This window comes from Thermosynechococcus vestitus BP-1, from assembly GCF_000011345.1.
Lineage (GTDB): Bacteria > Cyanobacteriota > Cyanobacteriia > Thermosynechococcales > Thermosynechococcaceae > Thermosynechococcus > Thermosynechococcus vestitus.
Genome location: NC_004113.1, coordinates 2288911 through 2309104, shown reverse-complemented (window position 1 = coordinate 2309104; position 20194 = coordinate 2288911). Strand labels below are relative to the sequence as shown.

Sequence of the window (20194 nt, the reverse complement as noted above, 5' to 3'; positions counted from 1 at the left end):
AAGGAGCGACTGAAGAACCAATGGGCCCAGCCCTCGGCACACGTCGGCACTGGACAGACTCGAACAGGTGATCCGCCGCTACCAGAACCGGGCCACTGAGACGGCCCAGGTGATCGAGGAGCTGATCGCGCTGGCCAAGGAGATGCGCGAGGCCAATGCCCGCGGGGAAGTCATGGGCCTTACGGAGGACGAGCTTGCCTTCTACGACGCGCTCGAAACCAACGACAGCGCGGTGAAGGTGCTCGGCGACGACACCTTGCGCGCCATCGCCCGCGAGCTGGTCACCACCCTCCGTAACAACGCCACCATCGACTGGACCTTGCGCGAGAATGTGCGCGCCCAACTGCGCGTGCTCGTCAAGCGCACGCTGCGCAAGTTTGGCTATCCGCCTGACAAGCAAGAGAAGGCAACACAGACGGTGCTGGAGCAAGCGGAGCTTTTCTCTGCGGAATGGGCGATCGCCTAAGAAGTGCGTCAACAACTGGTTCCAGTAAACAGTCCGCTGCGCTGTCCCCCGCTGAACGGAGCAGTTAACCTCCTCAAACAGATGGGCATTACCCAAAAAATAAATAATTTTGATAAAGTAATTCCCAATTATTGTCTGGAGAGTCTCCCATTCTTTATTGGGCTAGCGACATTTCTCCCATTATCGCCAACGAAAGGCTGGGTCTAGCTCATAGCCAAACCGTGTTGCATCTACAGCTGTTAAGTCAATATCGCCAAGACCATATTCCTGCCAGCGTTCTGTGACTCGTCGTGCCACCTCCGGATCCGACGTGAGGGGATCGCCCCAAGGATGGTCGGTTTCTGGGGGAATTTTGGTGGTGGCATCAATGCCCATGCGTCCCCCAAGGCCGATTTTTTCGCTGGCAAAATCAAGGGAATCAAAGGGAGTCTCTCCCAAAATAAAGACATCACGGCTGGGATCCACCTTGGAGCTAATGGCCCACACCACTTGCCGCGGATCACGGATATTGATCTCTTTGTCCACCACAATCACAAACTTGGTGTAGGTAAATTGGGGGAGGGCACTCCAAAAGGCAAGGGCGGCGCGGCGGGCTTGGCCAGGATAAGCTTTGTCAATGGAAATAATCGCCGCCTTATAACTGAGGGCTTCCATGGGCAAAAAGAAGTCCACAATTTCCGGTACCTGCTGCCGCAAAATTGGTGTGTAAATGCGGTTGAGGGCTAAGGCAATCATTGCCTCCTCCTTGGGAGGGCGACCACTAAATGTCGTCAAGTAAATGGGATTGCGGCGATGGGTGAGGCAGTGGAAATGAATGACTGGCGAATCTTCCACACCACCGTAGTACCCCATGTGATCGCCACAGGGGCCATCGGGCAAGACTTCACCAGGGGTAATCGTGCCCTCAAGCACAAATTCCGACTGCGCAGGTACCTCTAGATCAAGGGTTTTGCACTTGGCCAAATGAATGCCCCCCCCACCATAGAGACCCGCAAAGAGCCATTCGGATAAATCCACGGGAATGGGCGTTGCCGCGGCCATGATGATCAAAGGATGCACCCCCACGGCCACCGCCACCTCTAGTTTCTTGCCCTGGGCCGCCGCCTTGCGCAGATGGCGCGCCCCTCCTCGCACTGAGAGCCAATGGACAGTCATGGTGGTTGGGGATTGCAGTTGCAAGCGGTAAATGCCCACATTGGGAATGCCGGTCTCACAGTCTTTGGTAATCACCAGACCAAGGGTCATAATTTTGCCCGCATCCTTAGGGTAGGGGCGAATCAGTGGTAGTTGCCGTAAATCCAAATCGGGAGCTGTGATCACCACCTGCTGACAGGGGGGCAGCAAATCACGGCTCGGCTTGGCCCGGACAACATCAAAGAGAATTTTGCCAAAATCAAGGGCCTGACTCAGGGTTTTCGGCGGCTTAGGCTGCTGAAGCTTCCCTAGCTTTTCACCGAGGGTCTCTAGCTCTAAAGGGTCGTCCATGTTCATTGCCCAGCAGACCCGCTCTAGGGTTCCCAAAAGATTAATCGCCACGGGATAGGGGGAACCAATGACGTTTTCAAAGAGCAAGGCCGGCCCGCCTGCGGCCAATAGCCGATTGCAAATCTCGGCCATTTCCAGATCAGGATCAACGGGTACGGTGATGCGTCGCAGTTGTTGCCGCTGTTCTAAAAGCTGGAGATAGTGCCGCAGGTCCTTCGTCATCCGGGATCAAAATCGCTTAATCTCTTTTATGTTAAGAATCTTTAGCCAATTGTGCAGGAATGTCATGGCGGTTCATCCCACGGCAGTGATTGAGGCGGGTGCCCGCATTGGAGAAGAGGTGGAAATTGGTCCTTTTTGCTATGTGGCGGCCACGGTGGAGATTGGACGCGGTACGCAGTTGGCTCCCCATGTGACCCTATTGGGATATACCCGCCTTGGTGAGAACTGCAAAGTACATAGTGGGGCGGTGATTGGCGATCTGCCCCAAGATGTGGCTTACCAAGGGGGAATTAGCTATGTCCACATTGGCGATCGCTGTACGTTGCGGGAGGGAGTGACGATTCATCGGGGAACCCAGCCAGAAACAGTCACCCATGTGGGGCATGACTGCTTGCTGATGGCCCATAGCCACTTGGGTCACAATGTTTATGTGGGAAATCATGTGACGATCGCCAACAATACGTTGATTGCTGGCTATGCCCAGGTGGGCGATCGCGCCTTTATCAGCGGCAACTGCCTTGTGCATCAATTTACCCGCATTGGTCGCTTGGCCATGCTCTCTGGCGGCACTGCCATTCAAAAAGATGTGCCCCCCTTTTGTATGACCCGTAGCCTCAGCACCAACACGATCATGGGTTTAAATGTGGTGGGCTTACGGCGAGCCGGCTTTTCTGCCCAAGACCGACAGCTCCTCAAAAAAGCCTTAGATATTCTCTACCGCTCCCAATTAACCACCTCCCAAGCCCTTCAGCACCTGCGGGAACAGTTTGTGCATCCTCTCATTCAAGAGTTTTGCGATTTTATCAGTGCCTCACAACGGGGGATTTGCCACTTTGTCCGCCGCGGCAACGCAGACGATCGCGCCTGAGGGGAAGACAACCGTTTACCCTCTAAGTATGATTCCCGTATGATCCCCCAACAGACTCTTGCCCCTGTTCCCCATGGCTGAAGTGCTGCTATTATCCCTGATGAGTGGTAGCCTCGGTGTGTCAGCACTACTTTACTATCACTGGTGGGGCTGGCAAAAGCAACTCAGTCAACAATGGCATGAAGAAGAGGAACAGTTGACCACCTACCCCTCCAAAGAAGAACACCAGCAAGCCTCCCCCAAGTTAGGGGGTTGGGAATTCAAAATCCTGCGATCGCGCCGCAACCAATTTCATCATCCCGATGTCCTGCGCAAAGTCTGCCAAGAGGAAGCCCAGGGAGGCTGGATTTTATTTGAAAAGCTAGACGATCGCCGCCTGCGCTTTAAGCGACCCATGGCACTCAGGGAAAAAATTAAGCCCACTCCTAAATATGACCCTTACCGTAGTTACTACGGTCCGCGGTTTGAATGGGAATCTTTGTTGTCCGTGATACTCTTGATGATGATGGCAACCTTACCTGCATATTTGGGCTATCGCTTGGTGATTCTCAGTCAACGGTCAGCCCCCCTGTCAACCCCTGCTCCGTCTGCTCCATTGCGTCCCTAAGGTGTCTATGTCCTCCCTCGGTTTGCTTAGTGTGGGCACAACCCTCCAAGGGGGCAAATATCACCTCGATGCCCTTTTGAGCCAGGGGGGCTTTGGCGTCACCTATCGCGCAACCCACACCCTGCTCCATCAGCCGGTGGTGCTCAAAACATTGAACTTGCAGCAGGAACCCCCAAAGCGGATTCATGATCTGGGGGAGCGGTTTATTCAGGAAGCCCAACGTCTTGCCCAGTTTAATCATCCCCACATTGTGCGTGTCAGTGATTGCTTTATTGAGGGGGGGCGTCCCTTCATTGTCATGGACTATATCCCCGGCCGAACATTGGCGCAGGTGATTCAGGAGGAAGGCCCGCTGCCGGAAAAAACGGCGCTCCACTATATCCGCCAAGTGGCCAGTGCCCTGGAATTGGTGCATGAGCATGGCCTGCTGCACCGCGATGTTAAACCCGATAACATTATGCTGCGGGAGGGCACCGATCAGGTGGTGCTGATTGACTTTGGCATTGCCCGTGAATACACCACTGGAGTGACGGAAACAAATACAGGGCTGGTTTCAGCAGGGTATGCGCCGGTGGAGCAGTATTTACCCCGCCACCAATGGACGCCCGCCACGGATGTCTATGCGCTTGCGGCAACCCTCTATGCCCTTTTGGCTGGACGCCCGCCCGTGGCCTCGATCCTGCGCGATCGCGTGCCCCTCGAGGATTTACGCCAGTTTCAGCCCAATCTCAGCCAGCGCACCATTGATGCCATTGAAGCGGGCATGGCTTTGGATGTTCGTGAGCGTCCCCAAACGGTGCGGGCCTGGTTGCAACTGCTTATGGGGCAGTCTGTGGCACGTCAAACCACAGCAACGGTGGCGGTGATGCCCCAGCACCGATCCACTGTTTTTGCAAGCACTCAACCAGAGGGGACAGCAGTGGTGGCTTCCCCTAGACAACGCAATTTTTCACCATGGCTGTGGCTGTTGGGAACGGCAGTCTTTGGCAGCCTAGCGGGCATTGGCCTAGGGCTATTTTTGCGCAATCAACCTGTGGACACCGTGACCCCTCCTCCCCCACGCCCTCAGGAACAGGAATTTCCACCCACACTGCCTAGGGTAGTTCCACCTGTAGAGGTGACACCCTCCCCTGAGCCAACACCCAATCCAGCGCCGGAACCCACGCCTAGCCCAGAATCCACAGAACCTGCCACCCCCAGTCCAGCGCCTCAGGAAGCCTCGCCCCCGCAGCCAACGCCGCCCCCTTCCTCTTCGGAGCCTTCTAACGCAACACCATCCCCAGAGCCAGGGGTGAGCCAGTCCTCGCCACCGCCCGCACCTGTTGAATCTCCTGTGCCGACACCGCCCCCTTCGCCCGCTGCCGAAACACCCCCTCCGCCCACTAACAGTCAACCAACCAGTGAACCGCCGACCCCACCCCCACAGCCGACTCCACCACCCAGTAGCAGTGAACCAGCGACGCCTTAAAGCCGGAAATATAACAGAATGAGGTAGGCAGGGATAAGATTAACTGTGTTATTCTCCCTGGGGAGACATAAATTTTTCTACAGTCAAGAGTAAAATAACCAACCCGAGCCAAAGTCAACAGCTGCCAAAGATAGGCCAGCCCTATTGAACGATTCAAGAATTTTGGCAATTAGCATCCTCCCTGTTTTGGGACGTGCTCCATGGGGTGGCTCAAAATCTCCAAGGTTCACCCAAAGTCCTCCGGCAGTTGAGCGAAGACAAGGACAGGGAAATGCAGCCTAAGGCTGCAGAGCCGCCCCAGTGTCCACCTGAAGTTCTAGAGTAGTTGAGCACAGACCAGTCCTGGCAAGCATGTCCAATGTCCCCCACATGTGCTGGAAAGATTCAGCTAAGATGAGGGCGTTTCGGTGTGCTGTGCTGTGGCCTGGCATCCCCACTGTTCGCAAGATAGGCTTCAACAGTTGAGACAAGAGAAACGCAGTTGAGTGCCGTTGTCCAGCATCCCCAGTCTTCACGAGCCGGTGCTGAAACATATTTCAATTGCCCTAAGACCCAGCTCTAAATGGCCATCCCAGGGGATTTCCTAGGCTGGTCCCATGCTGGGAAACCAAACTAACTCTGAAGTGCTCGCAAAAGAGCACTCAAGCGGCTAAGGAAGCTCTGGGCACGGGGTTTCCCTAAGGCACTTAGGGCACGCTCAATGTCTTCGCTAGTGGGGCGTTGCTCAAATTCTGCTAAGCAGGTGGGGGCTGTTTCACGGTATTGCCAAATTTGCCATGCCTGAGGATAACAGCGCCAGAGAATAACGGTTTCGGCGAGGGGACGAAGGTAGTAGCAGGGTTCAAGAGTGTTCAAAAATCGTTCCCGCAACTGCCGACCGGCGTAGCCAATGCCCACGACGGCCACATCCTGTAGCCTTGGGTTCAAGAGAATAAAGGGGCGATCGCCCGCAGTGAGACACATCTGCTCAATTGCCGTGACCTCCACAGGGGTGGGGGCAACAATAACAATGGCGCGATCGCTCGCTTCAATCGGTGTCAGACGTTCATTGACCCCCCGCACACTATAGGCGGTTTCACCCCATTCACGACGGGCAAGAGCAGCAGAGCCAGCATCGGCAAAAAAGACCTTGAGATCACTGCCCAGTTCCGCAAACAGGGGTAGGTAGCCCGCCGCTAAGCCCATGGGATTGAGATCAGGGAGCAGAATCTCAATTTGCAGCCGATTCTTACCCGCCTGCAGGGCGGCTTGGGTGGCCTGCTGGGCTTGACTCAGGGCCGTCTCCAGGCTATCGGGCGGCAAAATGGCCATGGCGGCTAGGCAGAGACTTCACTGACCACGGTGTTAAGGAGGCGCTGTAGCTCCTCTGTGAGCGCTTTGGCCTGCCCTAGGGTCTCTGGGGTAGTGGAATCTTCTAGTTGGGCCGCTACTGCTTGCATGGTCCTAATGCCGACATTGCCACTGGCTCCCTTGAGGTGATGGGCATCTCGCTTGATTTGATCCACGTTCCCTTCGTTCACAGCTTTCACCAAGGCCCCTAGGCGTTCCTGGGCATCCTCGACAAAGGTTTGTAGCAGTTCCAACTCAAACTCGCGATCGCCCCCCGAAAGGGTAGCCAAATAGTCCCAGTCAATTGGCGATGTCATCGGTTCCCAATTCCCCACAGCTGACTCGTCGTTATTGTAGCCTGTACTAGCCAAGGCAATTCAAGGGTTGAGCAAAGAAGCATAGGGGTAGCTTTGTAATAATTCTTAACTTTCCTAGCGCAGTTTACCCCTTGGCGAAGTTAGGGATTCGATGGCACTATCGCAGTGATTCAGGAAACAGCCGCAGCAAAGGCGAGGAACTATGGGCGATCGCGTGACGGTGGGGATTGTGGGTGCCTCAGGCTATGGGGGCGTCCAACTGGTGCGCTTACTCCTTGAGCATCCCAAGGTGGATATTGTTTATCTCGGTGGTGAAGGCAGTGCTGGTCGTCCCTACACGGAGTTATATCCCCACTTGCAGGGGCGGGTGAATCTCACAGTGGAGCCCGTATCCGTGGAGGTCATTCGCGATCGCGCCCAAGTGGTGTTTCTCTCCCTGCCCAATGGCATTGCCTGTCAGCTTGCCCCGCAACTTCTTGAGCAGGGCTGTAAGGTGCTGGATCTATCGGCAGACTATCGCTTTCAGGATTTGCAAACCTATACCCAGTGGTACGGTGAACCCAGGGAAGATCAGGCTACGGCACAAAAGGCGGTCTATGGCTTGCCAGAACTCTATCGCGATCGCATTCGCCAAAGTGCCCTCATTGGCTGTCCGGGGTGTTACCCCACCGCTAGTTTGCTAGCACTGGCGCCTTTAATGAAGCAAGGCCTGATTGAACCCAATACGGCAATTATTGATGCCAAGTCCGGTACCTCTGGCGGCGGGCGTCAGGGCAAAATTAATCTCCTCCTTGCAGAAGCTGACAACTCCCTGGCCCCTTACAATGTTGCCCGTCACCGCCACACCCCAGAAATTGAAGCCATTTGTAGTGATTTGGCTGGCCAAAGTGTTCTTGTGCAGTTTACACCCCACCTCGTCCCCATGCCGCGGGGGATCTTGGCCACTGTCTATGCCACACTGCGGGATCCGGGTCTGGTACGTGAAGATTTGATCACCATCTACCAAGCCTTTTATCGCCATTCCCCCTGGGTCAATATCCTGCCCCCCGGCCTCTATCCCCAAACCAAATGGGCCTGGGGCACCAATGCCTGCTTTATTGGCATTGAGGTGGATGAGCGCACCGGCCGCGTTATTGTCATGTCTGCCATTGATAACCTTATGAAGGGCCAAGCGTCCCAAGCGGTGCAGTGCTTGAATTTGATGATGGGTTGGCCAGAGACGATGGGCTTACCGCAGGTTGCTTTTTATCCCTAAGCCTCAAGTTTCATCCGGTTCAACCAAGGGCAGGCGATCGCCCCGTAGGAGCTCTGTACTGGCTGCACTCAGGAATAACCCCATCTGCCATAATCCCTGTCCTAGGCACAAAGCCACCAGAAAGGGAATGGTCATCAAGCTTAACAGTAGTGTTGCCGGTGTCAAGGGCGCCATCGGAACTCATCAATCAATATCTGAACTATTCTCCTCCTCAGGAGGAAGATTGGCAAAGAGCAACTCTCGGGATTTCTTCAGTTGCTTCCAGAGGGCCTTGATTTGATTGTAGGCCTCATCGCTAGTGATTTTGCCACCCGTTTCCAAGCCACAGATATAGCTTACCCGCTGGGCAAATTCCTGCAAATTGGCATTAAAGGCCAAATTTTGGGGTGTAAATGGGCCGTGGTAGGCACTGATGGGGAATAGGAACTTTTGTTTGTCAAATTCTGGCTTGGGGGATTCGGACACAACGATAGCTCTTTTCAATAGCACTAGGTCTAGTGTATCGAAAATTTTCAGATTCCCACTCCCAGGCAGGCGACATTTCTCACAATAGCCCCAGCATATGTAAAGGGCCTTGACCACTGATGAGTTCAATCATCAACGCCAGAAAACCCAACATGGCCAAGCGACCATTCCAGCGTTCGGCGGCGGAGGTCATGCCCCATTCCCAGCGCTCCTGGGGATAAAGCTTCACCCGCTTGCGGGACTGATTCACCTCAGCAAAGGTACGCGGTGGTGCTGCTAGGGCCTCCTTCACCAGTTGGGCAAGGGCGCTAATAAAACCATTGTGATCGTTGAGGGCAGGCACTCGCCGAAACACTTCAATGCCGGCCTCTGCAGCAATCTCACGGTACTCGATGTCAATTTCTTGGAGCGTTTCAATGTGCTCTGAAACAAAGCTAATGGGCACAACAACAAGGGTTTTCACCCCTTGGGCTGCCAATTCGAGAATGACATCTTCGGTGTAGGGTTGCAGCCACTCCACTGGCCCCACCCGACTTTGGTAGGCTAGCACATGGGCATTGGGGCGATTGAGGGCAGCCATGATCAGCCGGACACAGGCTTCGATTTCCTCTTGGTAGGGATCGCCGGCTTCGGTGACATAGCTTTTGGGAACGCCGTGGGCACTAAAGAAAATGACTGCCTCATCGGGGTTAGGACACCGGTCCAATTCTTGACGAATCAAGTCCGCCATGGCGGCCACATAACCGGGGTGGTTGTACCAAGAGGGGATCAGCGTATAGCGAATTTTTTGCAATTCAGGGTCTTGATTCCATAGGCTCTCTAGGAGGCGAAAACTGGAACCACTTGTGCTAATGGAAAATTGAGGATAAAGGGGCAAGATCACTAGCTCGCGAATTTGATCTGCTTTGATTTGGGCGATCGCCTCCTCCGTAAAGGGGTGCCAGTAGCGCATACCAATGTACAAGTTAGCCTCAATGCCAATGCCTTCTAGGGCGTCTTTCAGGGCACGGGCTTGCTGTTCGGTAATGCGCCGCAGGGGAGAGCCGCCACCAATTTGGGCATAGTTTGCCTGAGAGCGCCGGGCCCGACTGGTGGAAATAAACCAAGCCAGGGGCTTTTGTAGCCAACGAAAGGGCAGGCGAATGATTTCGGGATCGGAGAACAGGTTGTACAAAAAGGGGCGCACATCCTCGGGGCGATCGGGCCCCCCTAAATTGAGAAGTAGTACACCTGTTTGGCTCGCCATTCCCAAAATCACCTAAATCTTTTCGCGATCGCTTTCTTATTGTGACATACTCTCAGGATCTCAGGGGGAGAAAATCTCGCTAAGGTAAGGATACAAGAAGGCTGTTGATGTGTTTAAACGGTGACCTACGCAATTGATTTTGGAACCAGTAATACCTTGGTAGCGCGCTGGAATTATGCCACTCAAGCTGCCGAAGCGGTCCTGCTCCCTGGACACTCGGTGGGCTTTGGTGAGGTGCCTGCCCTTGTCCCCAGCTTGGTCTATGTGGAGGATGCCAGTGTGCCTCTGGTGGTGGTGGGGCAGCAGGTGCGCGATCGCGGGTTTGATGGGGTGGGCGATCGCCGATTTTTTTCGCGGTTTAAGCGCGGTATTGGTGCCACGGTCCAGGGCTATTTACCAGAGCTGGATGGCTGTTCTTTGAGCTTTGAAACCATTGGCCGGTGGTTTTTGCAAGCCCTGTTGAAGGAACTGAAACACACAAGCGGCGGCGATCTCGCGCAGGGGCTGATTTTCACGGTGCCTGTGGATAGTTTTGAGACCTATCGCAGTTGGCTACTGCAGGTGTGTACAGGATTTGAGATTCAGCAAATTCGCCTCTTGGATGAACCCACGGCTGCGGCTTTGGGCTATGGGGTGGCCGATCGCCCGCTAATTTTAGTGATTGATTTTGGCGGGGGGACCCTCGATCTCTCCCTGGTGGAACTCAAGACCAATCAACGGCAAAGTCATCCCTTGGGATTGATTCTCAAGTGGGGCGATCGCCAGTGGGCCGCTAGCGACAACCAACGTCCCCGCACCGCACGGGTGATTGCTAAGGCAGGATTGAATTTAGGGGGCACCGATATTGACCACTGGATTGTTGATGAGTGGGTGAAGCGGGGGATGAGTGCCAATAGCCTGCTGCTGCGCCTTGCTGAACGCTTAAAAATTCAACTCTCACAGCAGCCCTATGCCCAAGAGGTGTACTTTGACAGCGAAACATTCACCACCCTTGAGCTAGGCCTTGAACGGTCTGAACTGGAGGAGATTCTCCGCCAACAGCAATTTTTTCAACGCCTCGATGCTGCCCTCACTCAAGTGCTACAACAGGCCCGCCGCCAAGGCATTACCCCCGACGCGATCGAGGCTGTTCTCTTGGTGGGGGGAACCACGCAAATGCCAGCGGTGCAAAAATGGGTTGCCGAGTATTTTGACCGGGCAAAGATCAGTGGTCAGCATCCCTTTACGGCAGTGGCTATGGGTGCCCTAGCGGTGACCCAAGGGCTAGAGCTCAAGGATTTCCTCTACCACAGCTACGGTATTCGCTTTTGGGATGCCAAGCTCAACCGTCACGGCTGGCACCCAATTATTCAGCGGGGCCAACCCTACCCCATGGCTGAACCCGTGGAATTGATTTTAGGTGCCTCGACGGAGGGCCAGCCTAGTATTGAACTGGTGATTGGTGAACTGGGGGAGGAGCAAGGGGGTGTGGAAATCTTTTTTGATGGCGATCGCCTGATTACCCGCAGTGTGGGTGAACGGACAGTGCAGCCTCTCAACGACACCCCCCAGGGCAAAACCCTCGCAAGACTGGATCCCCCTGGGTATCCGGGGAGCGATCGCATTCGTGTCCTCTTTCAAGTGGATGGCGATCGCCAACTGCGGGTCACCGTTGATGACTTGCTCACCCAAGAGCGTCTCATCAATAATCAAATCGTCACCCAATTGCGTTGACCAACTTGAATTGTGGCTAGCCACCCCCTACCCCAAACCACTGCCTATGTCCGCATCATTGCCCAAAGTTGGCAAGAGGGTCACATTCGTGGCCACGTCTGCGCTAGCGAGTACCAATGGGAATTTTGTTGGCACTTTAAGGCGAAAAAACTGCAAATCTCCCCAGCCCTTGGACGTGCCCTGATCAAAGAACCCTTGGGGCGATTCCTGGAAGCCCAAGACTATCAATTGGAGCCAGGGGGCGATTATGAATTGGTTGTCCGTGGCAAATTTTAGGTGCGTTCCTCTGTACCTAAGCTACAATCAATGAGAAAACCTGTGCGGATATTGCCAGATAGTTTATGTTCTTGAGCGAGTTAGCGCCCCTTGTGAAAGAGTTGAGCCAAAAACCCGTTGCCTTTATGGGGGGCTTTGTCTCTGGATTGTTGGGGTTAAGCCTTGATCAAAAGCCAGTGAGTGATTGGCTCAAGCAGTATGGCGACTATCAGCCCCCCAGTCCACCCCCGCCTCCCCCCAGTGACTTCAAGAGTATCCGTATTGAGTAAGGACACGAGCCACTGCCTGCCGTTGATCCCGTAGGGTTAGCCAGCGGTGATAGGTTTGGGTATGAATCACCACACTGTGTCCCATTATCCGGGCGGCAACGGTATCGGGCAAGCCATAGTGAATTGTGTGCCCTGCCCAAGCATGGCGCAAGTCATCGGGACGAAAGGGCAGGCCGTAGCGGCACAATTGTTGATTGACCCGTTGACCAATGCGCTGCGGTGTGGTTTTGCTTAAATCGGTATTGATCCTTGGCAACTGGGGCGATCGCCGTCAATAGGTGCCCCAAAACTGAGCAAGGGGAATCGGTAACGCCACCCCTAGGAACCGACAAAACCCTTGAAAGGCGGTACAGGCCCCCTGTCGCTATCGCCTATCAGCAGGGATTTGTTGCAACAGGCCATAGATCAGTTCTGCTCACGCATAGTCGGGATGGGCAGCCGCGGCTTTGAGCAACCGCCGTAGATAAGGGGCATAGGCGGTTTCCCTGGTCGTACAACTGAGATTCCCCTGAGCTAACCATGGAGTTTCAAAGGCGGCAATTTGCTCCCCCAAGGATAACTCCCCAAGAGGCCCTAGCCCCTTGACCCGTTCATAGTCCTGCCAGCGAAAGGGGTTTTCGAGTAATTTGGCGGCAATAATTTTGGCTTCCTTCCCTGTGGCTTTAAGACCGCTGGGGGTGGCGGCTAACCCTAGACTTAAACCCTGTTGGTGGGGGCGGAGGCGATGGCTGCGCGGCCGTGGCGGCAGGGTACCCCGTAGGCTGAGAGGCTGGCTGTGTTGTTCCATTGGCAAACCCAACTGCGCCAGTTTGAGGCGTTGATTGACCTGCCGAAGTTGGTGGTCAAGGTTCTGAGGGGAGGTGGCTATTGCTCAGGGACTGTGAACTCAACTGGCTGCCGAAATGATCAAAACTGCGGCGAGGGCGTTTTTTCCAAGGAATATCCAGAACCCCCGCTTGGGAGCGGCTACGACTGCACTTGCGCTCAATTTTGACGGGGCGATAGTCCGTGAGGATGCGCAGGCTATTCAGTTCGGCCAAAAGGGTTGCCCCATTGCTTATCAAAACCGCAATGACGGGGTGCAGGCTCAAAAAGACCCCCGCTAAAACGACGCTGACATTGGGAATGACCACAAGGGCAATATTTTGATTGATAATGTGCATCACCTCTTGACTGAGGGCGATCGCCTGCACCAGTCCTTCCAGGCGATTGTTCATCAAGATAAGATCTGCGGTTTGCCGCGCCGCATCACTGCCGTCAGAAAGGGTGATGGAAATATCAGCGTAGGCCATGGCTGCCGTATCGTTGAAGCCTTCCCCCACGTAGGCCACTACTTTTTCGCCGCCATTTTTGAACTTCTCTAGGAGTGCGACTTTGTCCTCTGGCAGCATATTCGTATAGATTTGACCGGGGCGAAAGCCAGTGGCATAGCCCACCGCATTGGCGACTTCGTGGTGATCGCCCGTGACCATATAGCACTCAATGTGCCGCTGTTGAAGAGCGGCAATCACACTAGCGGCTTCAGAGCGTACGGGGTTGCTGTAGAACACCAGGGCCACCAGTTCACGGTTACAGGCAACACACACAAGGGAACGATTCCAGAGTACGCCTTCATGGGTGCGCAGTTCATCGAGATCAATGGGCACTTGGCGATCGCGCATCAGTTGGGGTGTGCCCACCAAAATGTCCTGTCCCTCTACGGTTGCTGCAACGCCTTTACCTGGCTCATAGACCCAGTCACTATAGGTGCCCCCCTCAATCCCACGTTCAGCCGCATACTCAAGGATGGCAAGGGCAAAGGGGTGATTGATGGACTGTTCCACGGTGGCAAGCCAATAGAGCAGCGTTTGCTCACTCAGGCCGGGCTTGAGGAGATTGACCCCCACAATGGTTCCCTTCACCTCTGTCAACGTGCCAGTTTTATCAAAAACAATGACATTGACCCGCGAGAGGAGTTCAAGGGCGCGGCCATTGCGAAAATAAACCCCGACATGGGGAGCATGGGTGAGGGCGGCCAAAATCGCAGTGGGAATGGCAATGCCAATCCCTGAGCCAAAGTCCAATTGCAGGGGGGCGATCGCTCGATGGGCATCTAGGGTAGCACCATAGACAATGGCAGCAACGCCCATAGCAGGTAAAATTGCCTGATTAGAGATTTCCTCAGCGTAATTTTGAATGCGGGTATCCAGTTGGGGTGCTTGGCGAGCCAGTTGCAGTGTTTTGCCCACCTGAGTCTCCTCACCGACAGCTTGGGCGACCACGCAAATTTGTCCGCGCACCACAAGGGAAGAAGCAAGCACCGTTTGCCCAGGCTCACAGGGCAGTAGATCCGACTCTCCTGTGAGGAACTGCCGCTGAATCACAGCAGACCCCCAGAGGACGGTACCATCCACAGGCACAGCAGATCCGGCAGCTACAATCACGCGATCGCCCACCTGGAGCTCACCCACAGAGACATTTTGGCGAGTGCCGCCTCGCTCTACCCAATAGGTGCGCTGTTGATCGAGGGGGTCAAAAACTTGCTTTTCCCCCCCTTGAGCTGTCATATCCCGCAGCGCCTCCCCTAGTCGATTCATAAAAGCGGCTAACACCGGCGCCAGGTATTCCCCTTGCAGTGTATGCAGAATCGTCCAGAGGGATTCCAGTTGGGTGACATTGAGATGGCGGTGTTCGAGGTTTTCTAGGGCTTCTTGGAATGTGGGTAGTGCCACCGCCACAATGACAGTGGCAACAATGGCAGGGTAAAAGGGCGTTTGTACCGGCAGCAGCGCCACGATCGCCAGCGCCAAGGTCGGTAGCGCCATTTTCTCGATAAAGTCGCTGGCGTTCCAGGGGGAGTACACCAACTTATCAATGGGTAGCATCCCCGCCAGTGGCGGTAGATGCTCATCGGCGGCGGCCTGAATCAATTGGCCAAAGCGGTGAAGGGGATGATGCGCTTCAGGGTGGTACCGAATAATCAGACTAGCGGCAGCCAAGTTGAGGCGAATCTGTTGCACACTCTCTTCTTGCACAAACAGAGCTTGCAGTTGCCGCCCATAGCGATCGTCATATTGCAGCCGTGGAATCCGTAACCGCACTCGCCCCGGTAAGTGATGCACCACTTCGTAATAAACCTTTGCTGGCGGCGGGGAAAACGTCGTTGCAGTCATGGTCAATTACCCCTAGGAACTCCTTAGGAAAAGGGCTGGGCCGAGCGATGGCGATGAGTCGGCGCACTAATCAAGTCATTGATATTTTGCTGCATGGTTAGGCAAATGGCATCCAAGGGCAGATCATTGAGGTCACGGCCAAAGGGATTTTCAATTTCGATGCCGATTTCTTCGACACCAAAGAGGGTAAAGGCAATGAGTCCCACCATTGGACCCGTCCACCACACCAGGTTATCCACCAGTTGAAAGGGCAGCAGTAAGCAATAGAGAAATAGTAACTGCTTGAGGTGAATGGCGTAGGCAAGGGGCATTGGCGTTTTTAGAATGCGCTCACAGGCACCCATCGCATCCACCAGCTGCACCAGGAGTTCATCCATGTAGGTGAGTTGGTATAAGGACAGGTGCCCTCGGCGGTGTTGGTGGTGCAGATAGTCCTCAAGCCAAAGGGCAATGCGCAGGGGGACATTTTGTACGGTTTGCAGTTCTTTGTATTGGTGGGGCTTGAGCAGGGGTTCCAGTTCGGCAAAGGGCTCCCCCCGCAGGTGTTGCTTGGTGGCGATCGCAAATATCCCCACTAAATGAACAGCATCAATTTTAGCTTGGCGATCCTCGGGACTATTTTCGTCAATTGCGGTCCACATCAAGCGGGTTAGGCTGCGGGAACTATTAACAATGTTGCCCCATTGGCGGCGGCCTTCCCAGAAGCGCTCATAGGCAGTGTTGGTGCGAAAGACCAGGAGCAACCCCAGCACAATCGGCGGAATAAGACTGCCCAGAACTGGCCAGTGGAGATTGATCACGTAAAGATCGATCGCCGTCACCAAGATGCCAAAGACACCGCAAAAGAGCACTTCCGAAAGAATGGCAGGAATGACGGAGCCCCGCAGGCGCAGAGCCAGACGTAACCACTGCGGCGGTTGCAACAAAAACTTGGCGACGCCCGAGTGATCTGGAGGTAATTGGCGTTTGGAGCGGTGAAAACCGGGGAAAAAGAAGCGGCTCATGAATACCAGGGGCGATTCCCATCCCAATCTTTAGCACACTGGCGTGTTGAAACGGCGCTTTGACAGCCAAGCACAACTGAAGAGACTGCAAATCTTAAGAAAATCCGTTAGCCCTTGCCATTCCCCCGTAGAAGTGTTAACTTATATTAAGAACAAGAAATAATTCGTAACAAAAGGGGTATCAAAATGAAAAGTGGCAGCATTATTGATGATCAAGGCAAAATGAACAACTTTGCCATCGAACCCAAAATGTACGTGATGAGTGAGCCGCAAGCTGGCTTTACTCCCTACGCAGAACTCTTTAATGGTCGGCTGGCCATGATTGGGTTTATCTCCCTATTAGCGTTGGAAGTGATTACCGGTCACGGTCTGATTGGCTTTTTGAATAGCCTCTAGGTTGTTGTTGCGCTCTTAGGCATATCGGTTCTTCAGCAGCCCTTGCGCCGCTAGAGAGAACAAAAAATTCATGGAATGGGTCAGCCTGCCTTTCGGGGTGGGCTTTTTCCTTCAAGTCTTTAATGGCGTGAATTAATCATAACTTATGGTTGATATCTTCCTCCTAGGTGCAGACCTATGATGATTTAACCAAAAATTGTCTATTTAACCTATACTACAAGAAAAAGTTTTCCCCCTCCTAGGGGACTTGACCAAATGCCTGTGGGCTGATCTGGCAGTTTTATTTGGCTTGGGCTGCGCGGCGGTCGGCGTTGCCTATGGCAAAATGCCTGTAGCTACGGGAGGCCTCTCAATGAGTCTAAGTGGGAAGTCTAAGTGCGGCTTGGTTTTCCATTCGTGAGAATCAGCAAGCTCTACTGAGTCAGCAACTCCAAAGGGCGATCGCCCCAAGTAATACAACAACGTTGGTTTAGATCGCCCCCAGGAAGAATCCCTAGAGCTAGAGAAAATTCTTGATCTATGCCGCAATTTCTACAGTAGCGCCCATTCACAGCTTGGCAGCGATTTCAGAGAGAAACATGTGCAAAATGTCCTTGAAACCCTCTTGAGAAATACGTTTCCCAACTCAGATATTAGCTAAGACCAACCTTTTCTTGAACAAAGTATCGCAATAAATTTTCGTACAAACCCATGGCCAAGATTAGGGCTTCTGCATAGCGCCCCACCGCAAATAGGCCAACGACCTGAAAGTAGATGTCCCGAAAAAGGGCATGAGGGTTATTTTGCGGCAGTTGAGCAATTTCCTGAAACCAGCACTTCTCAATCTCAGTGTTGTAGGCAGTGATCGCATTCAAGGCTTGGTGATAATTGCGGGCAAGGCGATGCTTGCCGTGGCGGATGAGAGCCGAGGCCATGGGAATTTTTTAAGATTTTTTGATTTGTGTAAGCGTCTATGACATTATAATGTGATTGCCTCGGTGGCGACGCTGGTGCCATTGCCAAGCGTGGTGAATGATCTGCTCAATGTCGGGGTACTGGGGCTGCCAGCCTAAGAGACAACGGGCGCGATCGCTATTGGCAACGAGGATGGCGGGGTCTCCTGCCCGGCGATCGCCCTCAATGACTGGAATCGAACAACCTGTGACCCGCTGAGCTGTTTCAATAATTTGCCGCACTGAAAACCCTTGGGCATTCCCCAAGTTAAAAATTTGCGAGTTGCCGCCGCTCAAGAGGTACTTTAAGCCCCGCACATGGGCTTGAGCTAAGTCCACTACATGAATGTAGTCACGAATGCAGGTGCCATCGGGGGTGGGATAGTCTGTGCCATAAATGGCAATGTGGGGGCGTCGTCCCATGGCTGCCTGCAACACCAGTGGAATCAGGTGGGTTTCTGGACGGTGATCTTCCCCCAGACGAGAGTGCGGATCGGCACCCGCTGCATTGAAATAACGGAAAATCACTGACTTGAGGCCGTAGGCAGTGCCCATATCGGCAACCATTTGCTCCACCATCCACTTAGAGCGACCATAGGGATTAATGGGGGCACAGGGACAGGTTTCGCTAATCGGTATCTCTGGGGGCACGCCATAGACAGCGGCTGTGGAAGAAAAGATAAAATAGGGAATCTTGGCCGCCACCATTGCCTGTAACAGGGTCAGGGCTCCATGGACATTATTTTGATAAAAGCGATCGGGAGAGTGGATAGACTCGCCCACCTCAATATAGGCAGCAAAATGCATCACTGCCGTCACAGGATAGGTTTGAAAAAGCCAGTCTAAGAGGGGGCGATCGCCAATATCACCAACAATGAGCTCTGTTTTGAGCACCGACTCCACCAAGTCGCGGTGTCCCCGCTCCAGCGTATCTAAAATAAGCACTTGAAAGCCGGCCTGCTGTAGTGCCAAAACGGTATGACTACCGATATAGCCCGCGCCCCCTGTAACCAGAATCAGCGGCAAATTATTATCATTATTGATTGTCATCAAAGCCTATCTGTTACACTAGAAGAATCGCTACCGATTTTGCCATGACCAGTGACTTGCACCATGAAATCACCCAAGAGGTGAAACGACGTCGTAATTTTGCCATTATTTCCCACCCCGATGCCGGGAAAACGACGCTCACAGAAAAGTTACTGCTCTACGGTGGCGCCATTCACGAGGCGGGAGCCGTCAAAGCACGGCGAGCTCAGCGACAAGCTACCTCCGACTGGATGGCTATGGAGCAACAGCGGGGCATTTCGATTACCTCCACGGTTCTGCAGTTTGAATATCAAGGCTATCAGATTAACCTCCTAGATACCCCCGGTCACCAGGACTTCAGTGAAGATACCTATCGCACCCTTGCGGCGGCTGATAATGCAGTGATGCTCGTGGACGCTGCGAAGGGTCTAGAGCCCCAAACCCGCAAGCTCTTTCAAGTGTGCCAGCTGCGGGGCTTACCGATTTTTACCTTCATCAACAAGCTGGATCGACCGGGGCGCGAGCCGCTGGAACTCATTGACGAAATTGAACAGGAGCTGGGGCTGATTCCCTATCCGGTGAACTGGCCGTTGGGAATGGGCGATCGCTTTCGGGGGGTGTACGATCGCCTGCGGCAGAATTTTCACTTTTTTGAGCGCACGACCCACGGTAGCCGTGCTGCAGCGGAAACGGTCATTGCCCTTGGGGATCCCGCCATTGACCCCTACATCGAGCCCTATCGGCTGGAATACAACCAACTCAAAGACGAACTGGAACTCCTCGAGGGCGTCGGTGCCAAGCTCGACCTCAATTTGGTGCATCAGGGGAAAATGACCCCCATCTTTTTTGGCAGTGCCATGACCAACTTTGGTGTGCGTCTGTTTCTGGAGCACTTTTTGACCTATGCGCTGCCGCCGATGGCCTATAAGAGCGATCGCGGACCCATTGATCCCACCCAAGAGCAGTTCACGGGCTTTGTGTTTAAGCTGCAGGCCAATATGGATCCGAAACATCGCGATCGCGTGGCCTTTGTGCGGGTCTGTAGCGGCAAATTTGAGAAAGACATGACCGTAAGCCATGCCCGCACCGGCAAAACGATCCGCCTCTCCCGCCCCCAAAAACTCTTTGCCCAAGGTCGCGAATCCCTGGAAACGGCCTATGCTGGCGATGTGATTGGCCTCAATAATCCGGGGATGTTTGCCATTGGCGACACCCTGTATGTCGGCTCGAAATTGGAGTATGAGGGCATTCCCTGCTTCTCGCCAGAACTCTTTGCCTACCTGCGCAACCCCAATCCCTCCAAGTTCAAATCCTTCCAAAAAGGGGTGAATGAACTGCGGGAAGAGGGCGCGGTGCAAATTATGTACTCCACTGACGAATCGAAACGAGAACCCATCCTTGCCGCTGTTGGGCAACTGCAATTTGAAGTGGTGCAGTTTCGCCTGCTGCATGAATACGGTGTCGAGACCCGCCTTGACCCCCTGCCCTACACCGTTGCGCGTTGGGTCCTCGATGGTTGGGAAGCCCTTGAAGCGGTTGGCCGCATTTTTAATGCCGCTACCGTCAAGGACAGTTGGGGACGGCCAGTTCTACTGTTTAAGAACGAGTGGAATCTGCAACAAACAATGGCAGATCATCCAAAACTACGCCTGAGCGCGATCGCCCCCCTTGCCGCTGCGGTGCCTGCCTAGCTGC

At 54.0% G+C, this 20194-nt stretch carries 20 protein-coding genes and 2 pseudogenes; 10 read left to right on the top strand and 12 right to left on the bottom strand.

The window, feature by feature from the left end:
* Nucleotides 1-58: 58 nt before the first annotated feature.
* Nucleotides 59-466, top strand: a pseudogene (locus TLL_RS11270) (type I restriction enzyme endonuclease domain-containing protein); the annotation flags it as partial.
* Nucleotides 467-646: 180 nt separating this feature from the next.
* Here TLL_RS11270 and TLL_RS11265 read toward each other — a convergent pair.
* Nucleotides 647-2173, bottom strand: a complete 1527-nt coding sequence (locus TLL_RS11265; RefSeq protein WP_011058059.1) for a UbiD family decarboxylase — start codon at nucleotides 2171-2173, stop codon at nucleotides 647-649.
* A 64-nt stretch (nucleotides 2174-2237) separates the two neighbouring features.
* Between TLL_RS11265 and lpxA the strand changes: the two genes are divergently transcribed.
* From lpxA to TLL_RS11250, 3 genes are all read left to right on the top strand, one after another.
* Nucleotides 2238-3041: an acyl-ACP--UDP-N-acetylglucosamine O-acyltransferase gene (lpxA, locus tag TLL_RS11260; RefSeq protein ID WP_164921002.1), complete on the top strand. Its 804-nt coding sequence runs from the start codon at nucleotides 2238-2240 to the stop codon at nucleotides 3039-3041.
* Between the two features lie 118 nt (nucleotides 3042-3159).
* The gene (locus TLL_RS11255) at nucleotides 3160-3648 is read left to right on the top strand and encodes a hypothetical protein (RefSeq protein WP_164921001.1); all 489 of its coding nucleotides are present in this window, start codon (nucleotides 3160-3162) and stop codon (nucleotides 3646-3648) included.
* Nucleotides 3649-3655: 7 nt separating this feature from the next.
* Nucleotides 3656-5116 carry a serine/threonine-protein kinase gene (locus TLL_RS11250; RefSeq protein WP_197524111.1) on the top strand — a complete coding sequence of 487 codons (1461 nt, stop codon included), beginning with the start codon at nucleotides 3656-3658 and terminating at the stop codon, nucleotides 5114-5116.
* A 612-nt stretch (nucleotides 5117-5728) separates the two neighbouring features.
* Here TLL_RS11250 and TLL_RS11245 read toward each other — a convergent pair.
* Both TLL_RS11245 and TLL_RS11240 read right to left on the bottom strand, forming a co-directional pair.
* Nucleotides 5729-6427, bottom strand: coding sequence for a DUF1995 family protein (locus tag TLL_RS11245; protein ID WP_011058055.1), 699 nt, complete (start codon nucleotides 6425-6427; stop codon nucleotides 5729-5731).
* 5 nt (nucleotides 6428-6432) lie between these two features.
* A complete protein-coding gene (locus TLL_RS11240) occupies nucleotides 6433-6762 on the bottom strand; it encodes an Hpt domain-containing protein (RefSeq protein WP_164921000.1) in 330 nt (109 codons plus the stop codon).
* A gap of 202 nt (nucleotides 6763-6964) precedes the next feature.
* Between TLL_RS11240 and argC the strand changes: the two genes are divergently transcribed.
* Nucleotides 6965-8017, top strand: a complete 1053-nt coding sequence (argC, locus tag TLL_RS11235) for an N-acetyl-gamma-glutamyl-phosphate reductase (protein ID WP_011058053.1) — start codon at nucleotides 6965-6967, stop codon at nucleotides 8015-8017.
* 3 nt (nucleotides 8018-8020) lie between these two features.
* Here the strand turns inward: argC and TLL_RS12665 are convergent, their stop codons facing one another.
* The 3 genes from TLL_RS12665 to hemH all read right to left on the bottom strand — a co-directional run bounded on the left by TLL_RS12665 (nucleotide 8021) and on the right by hemH (nucleotide 9728).
* Nucleotides 8021-8191, bottom strand: a complete 171-nt coding sequence (locus TLL_RS12665) for a hypothetical protein (protein WP_011058052.1) — start codon at nucleotides 8189-8191, stop codon at nucleotides 8021-8023.
* A 9-nt stretch (nucleotides 8192-8200) separates the two neighbouring features.
* Nucleotides 8201-8482: a DUF7219 family protein gene (locus TLL_RS11230; RefSeq protein ID WP_164920999.1), complete on the bottom strand. Its 282-nt coding sequence runs from the start codon at nucleotides 8480-8482 to the stop codon at nucleotides 8201-8203.
* A gap of 79 nt (nucleotides 8483-8561) precedes the next feature.
* Complete coding sequence (gene hemH, locus TLL_RS11225) at nucleotides 8562-9728, bottom strand: ferrochelatase (RefSeq protein ID WP_164920998.1); 1167 nt, start codon at nucleotides 9726-9728, stop codon at nucleotides 8562-8564.
* A 120-nt stretch (nucleotides 9729-9848) separates the two neighbouring features.
* On the opposite strand from hemH, the gene TLL_RS11220 reads away from it, so the two are divergent.
* From TLL_RS11220 to TLL_RS11210, 3 genes are all read left to right on the top strand, one after another.
* A complete protein-coding gene (locus TLL_RS11220) occupies nucleotides 9849-11441 on the top strand; it encodes an Hsp70 family protein (protein ID WP_011058049.1) in 1593 nt (530 codons plus the stop codon).
* A 12-nt stretch (nucleotides 11442-11453) separates the two neighbouring features.
* Complete coding sequence (locus tag TLL_RS11215) at nucleotides 11454-11717, top strand: DUF3146 family protein (protein ID WP_011058048.1); 264 nt, start codon at nucleotides 11454-11456, stop codon at nucleotides 11715-11717.
* A 65-nt stretch (nucleotides 11718-11782) separates the two neighbouring features.
* Nucleotides 11783-11986, top strand: a complete 204-nt coding sequence (locus TLL_RS11210) for a hypothetical protein (protein WP_011058047.1) — start codon at nucleotides 11783-11785, stop codon at nucleotides 11984-11986.
* On the opposite strand, the pseudogene TLL_RS12970 reads toward TLL_RS11210, so the two are convergent.
* The 4 genes and pseudogenes from TLL_RS12970 to TLL_RS11195 form a co-directional block, all read right to left on the bottom strand.
* Nucleotides 11964-12245 (bottom strand): annotated as a pseudogene (locus TLL_RS12970) (tyrosine-type recombinase/integrase); the annotation flags it as partial. The gene TLL_RS11210 and the pseudogene TLL_RS12970 overlap by 23 nt on opposite strands.
* Nucleotides 12246-12401: 156 nt before the next feature.
* Nucleotides 12402-12773 carry a recombinase-like protein gene (locus TLL_RS12965; protein ID WP_011058045.1) on the bottom strand — a complete coding sequence of 124 codons (372 nt, stop codon included), beginning with the start codon at nucleotides 12771-12773 and terminating at the stop codon, nucleotides 12402-12404.
* 55 nt (nucleotides 12774-12828) lie between these two features.
* Entirely contained in the window at nucleotides 12829-15138 is a 2310-nt protein-coding gene (locus tag TLL_RS11200) for a heavy metal translocating P-type ATPase (protein WP_011058044.1), read from the bottom strand.
* A 23-nt stretch (nucleotides 15139-15161) separates the two neighbouring features.
* Nucleotides 15162-16142 carry a bestrophin family protein gene (locus tag TLL_RS11195; protein ID WP_011058043.1) on the bottom strand — a complete coding sequence of 327 codons (981 nt, stop codon included), beginning with the start codon at nucleotides 16140-16142 and terminating at the stop codon, nucleotides 15162-15164.
* Nucleotides 16143-16328: 186 nt separating this feature from the next.
* On the opposite strand from TLL_RS11195, the gene TLL_RS11190 reads away from it, so the two are divergent.
* Nucleotides 16329-16538: a chlorophyll a/b-binding protein gene (locus tag TLL_RS11190; protein WP_011058042.1), complete on the top strand. Its 210-nt coding sequence runs from the start codon at nucleotides 16329-16331 to the stop codon at nucleotides 16536-16538.
* A 632-nt stretch (nucleotides 16539-17170) separates the two neighbouring features.
* Here the strand turns inward: TLL_RS11190 and TLL_RS11185 are convergent.
* Together TLL_RS11185 and galE are read right to left on the bottom strand one after the other, a co-directional pair.
* Nucleotides 17171-17452: a hypothetical protein gene (locus TLL_RS11185; protein WP_011058041.1), complete on the bottom strand. Its 282-nt coding sequence runs from the start codon at nucleotides 17450-17452 to the stop codon at nucleotides 17171-17173.
* Between the two features lie 36 nt (nucleotides 17453-17488).
* Nucleotides 17489-18520, bottom strand: coding sequence for a UDP-glucose 4-epimerase GalE (gene galE, locus TLL_RS11180; RefSeq protein ID WP_164920997.1), 1032 nt, complete (start codon nucleotides 18518-18520; stop codon nucleotides 17489-17491).
* A 44-nt stretch (nucleotides 18521-18564) separates the two neighbouring features.
* On the opposite strand from galE, the gene TLL_RS11175 reads away from it, so the two are divergent.
* Nucleotides 18565-20190 (top strand): peptide chain release factor 3, encoded by a 1626-nt coding sequence (locus tag TLL_RS11175; protein WP_011058039.1) that lies wholly within the window; start codon nucleotides 18565-18567, stop codon nucleotides 20188-20190.
* Nucleotides 20191-20194 lie beyond the last annotated feature (4 nt).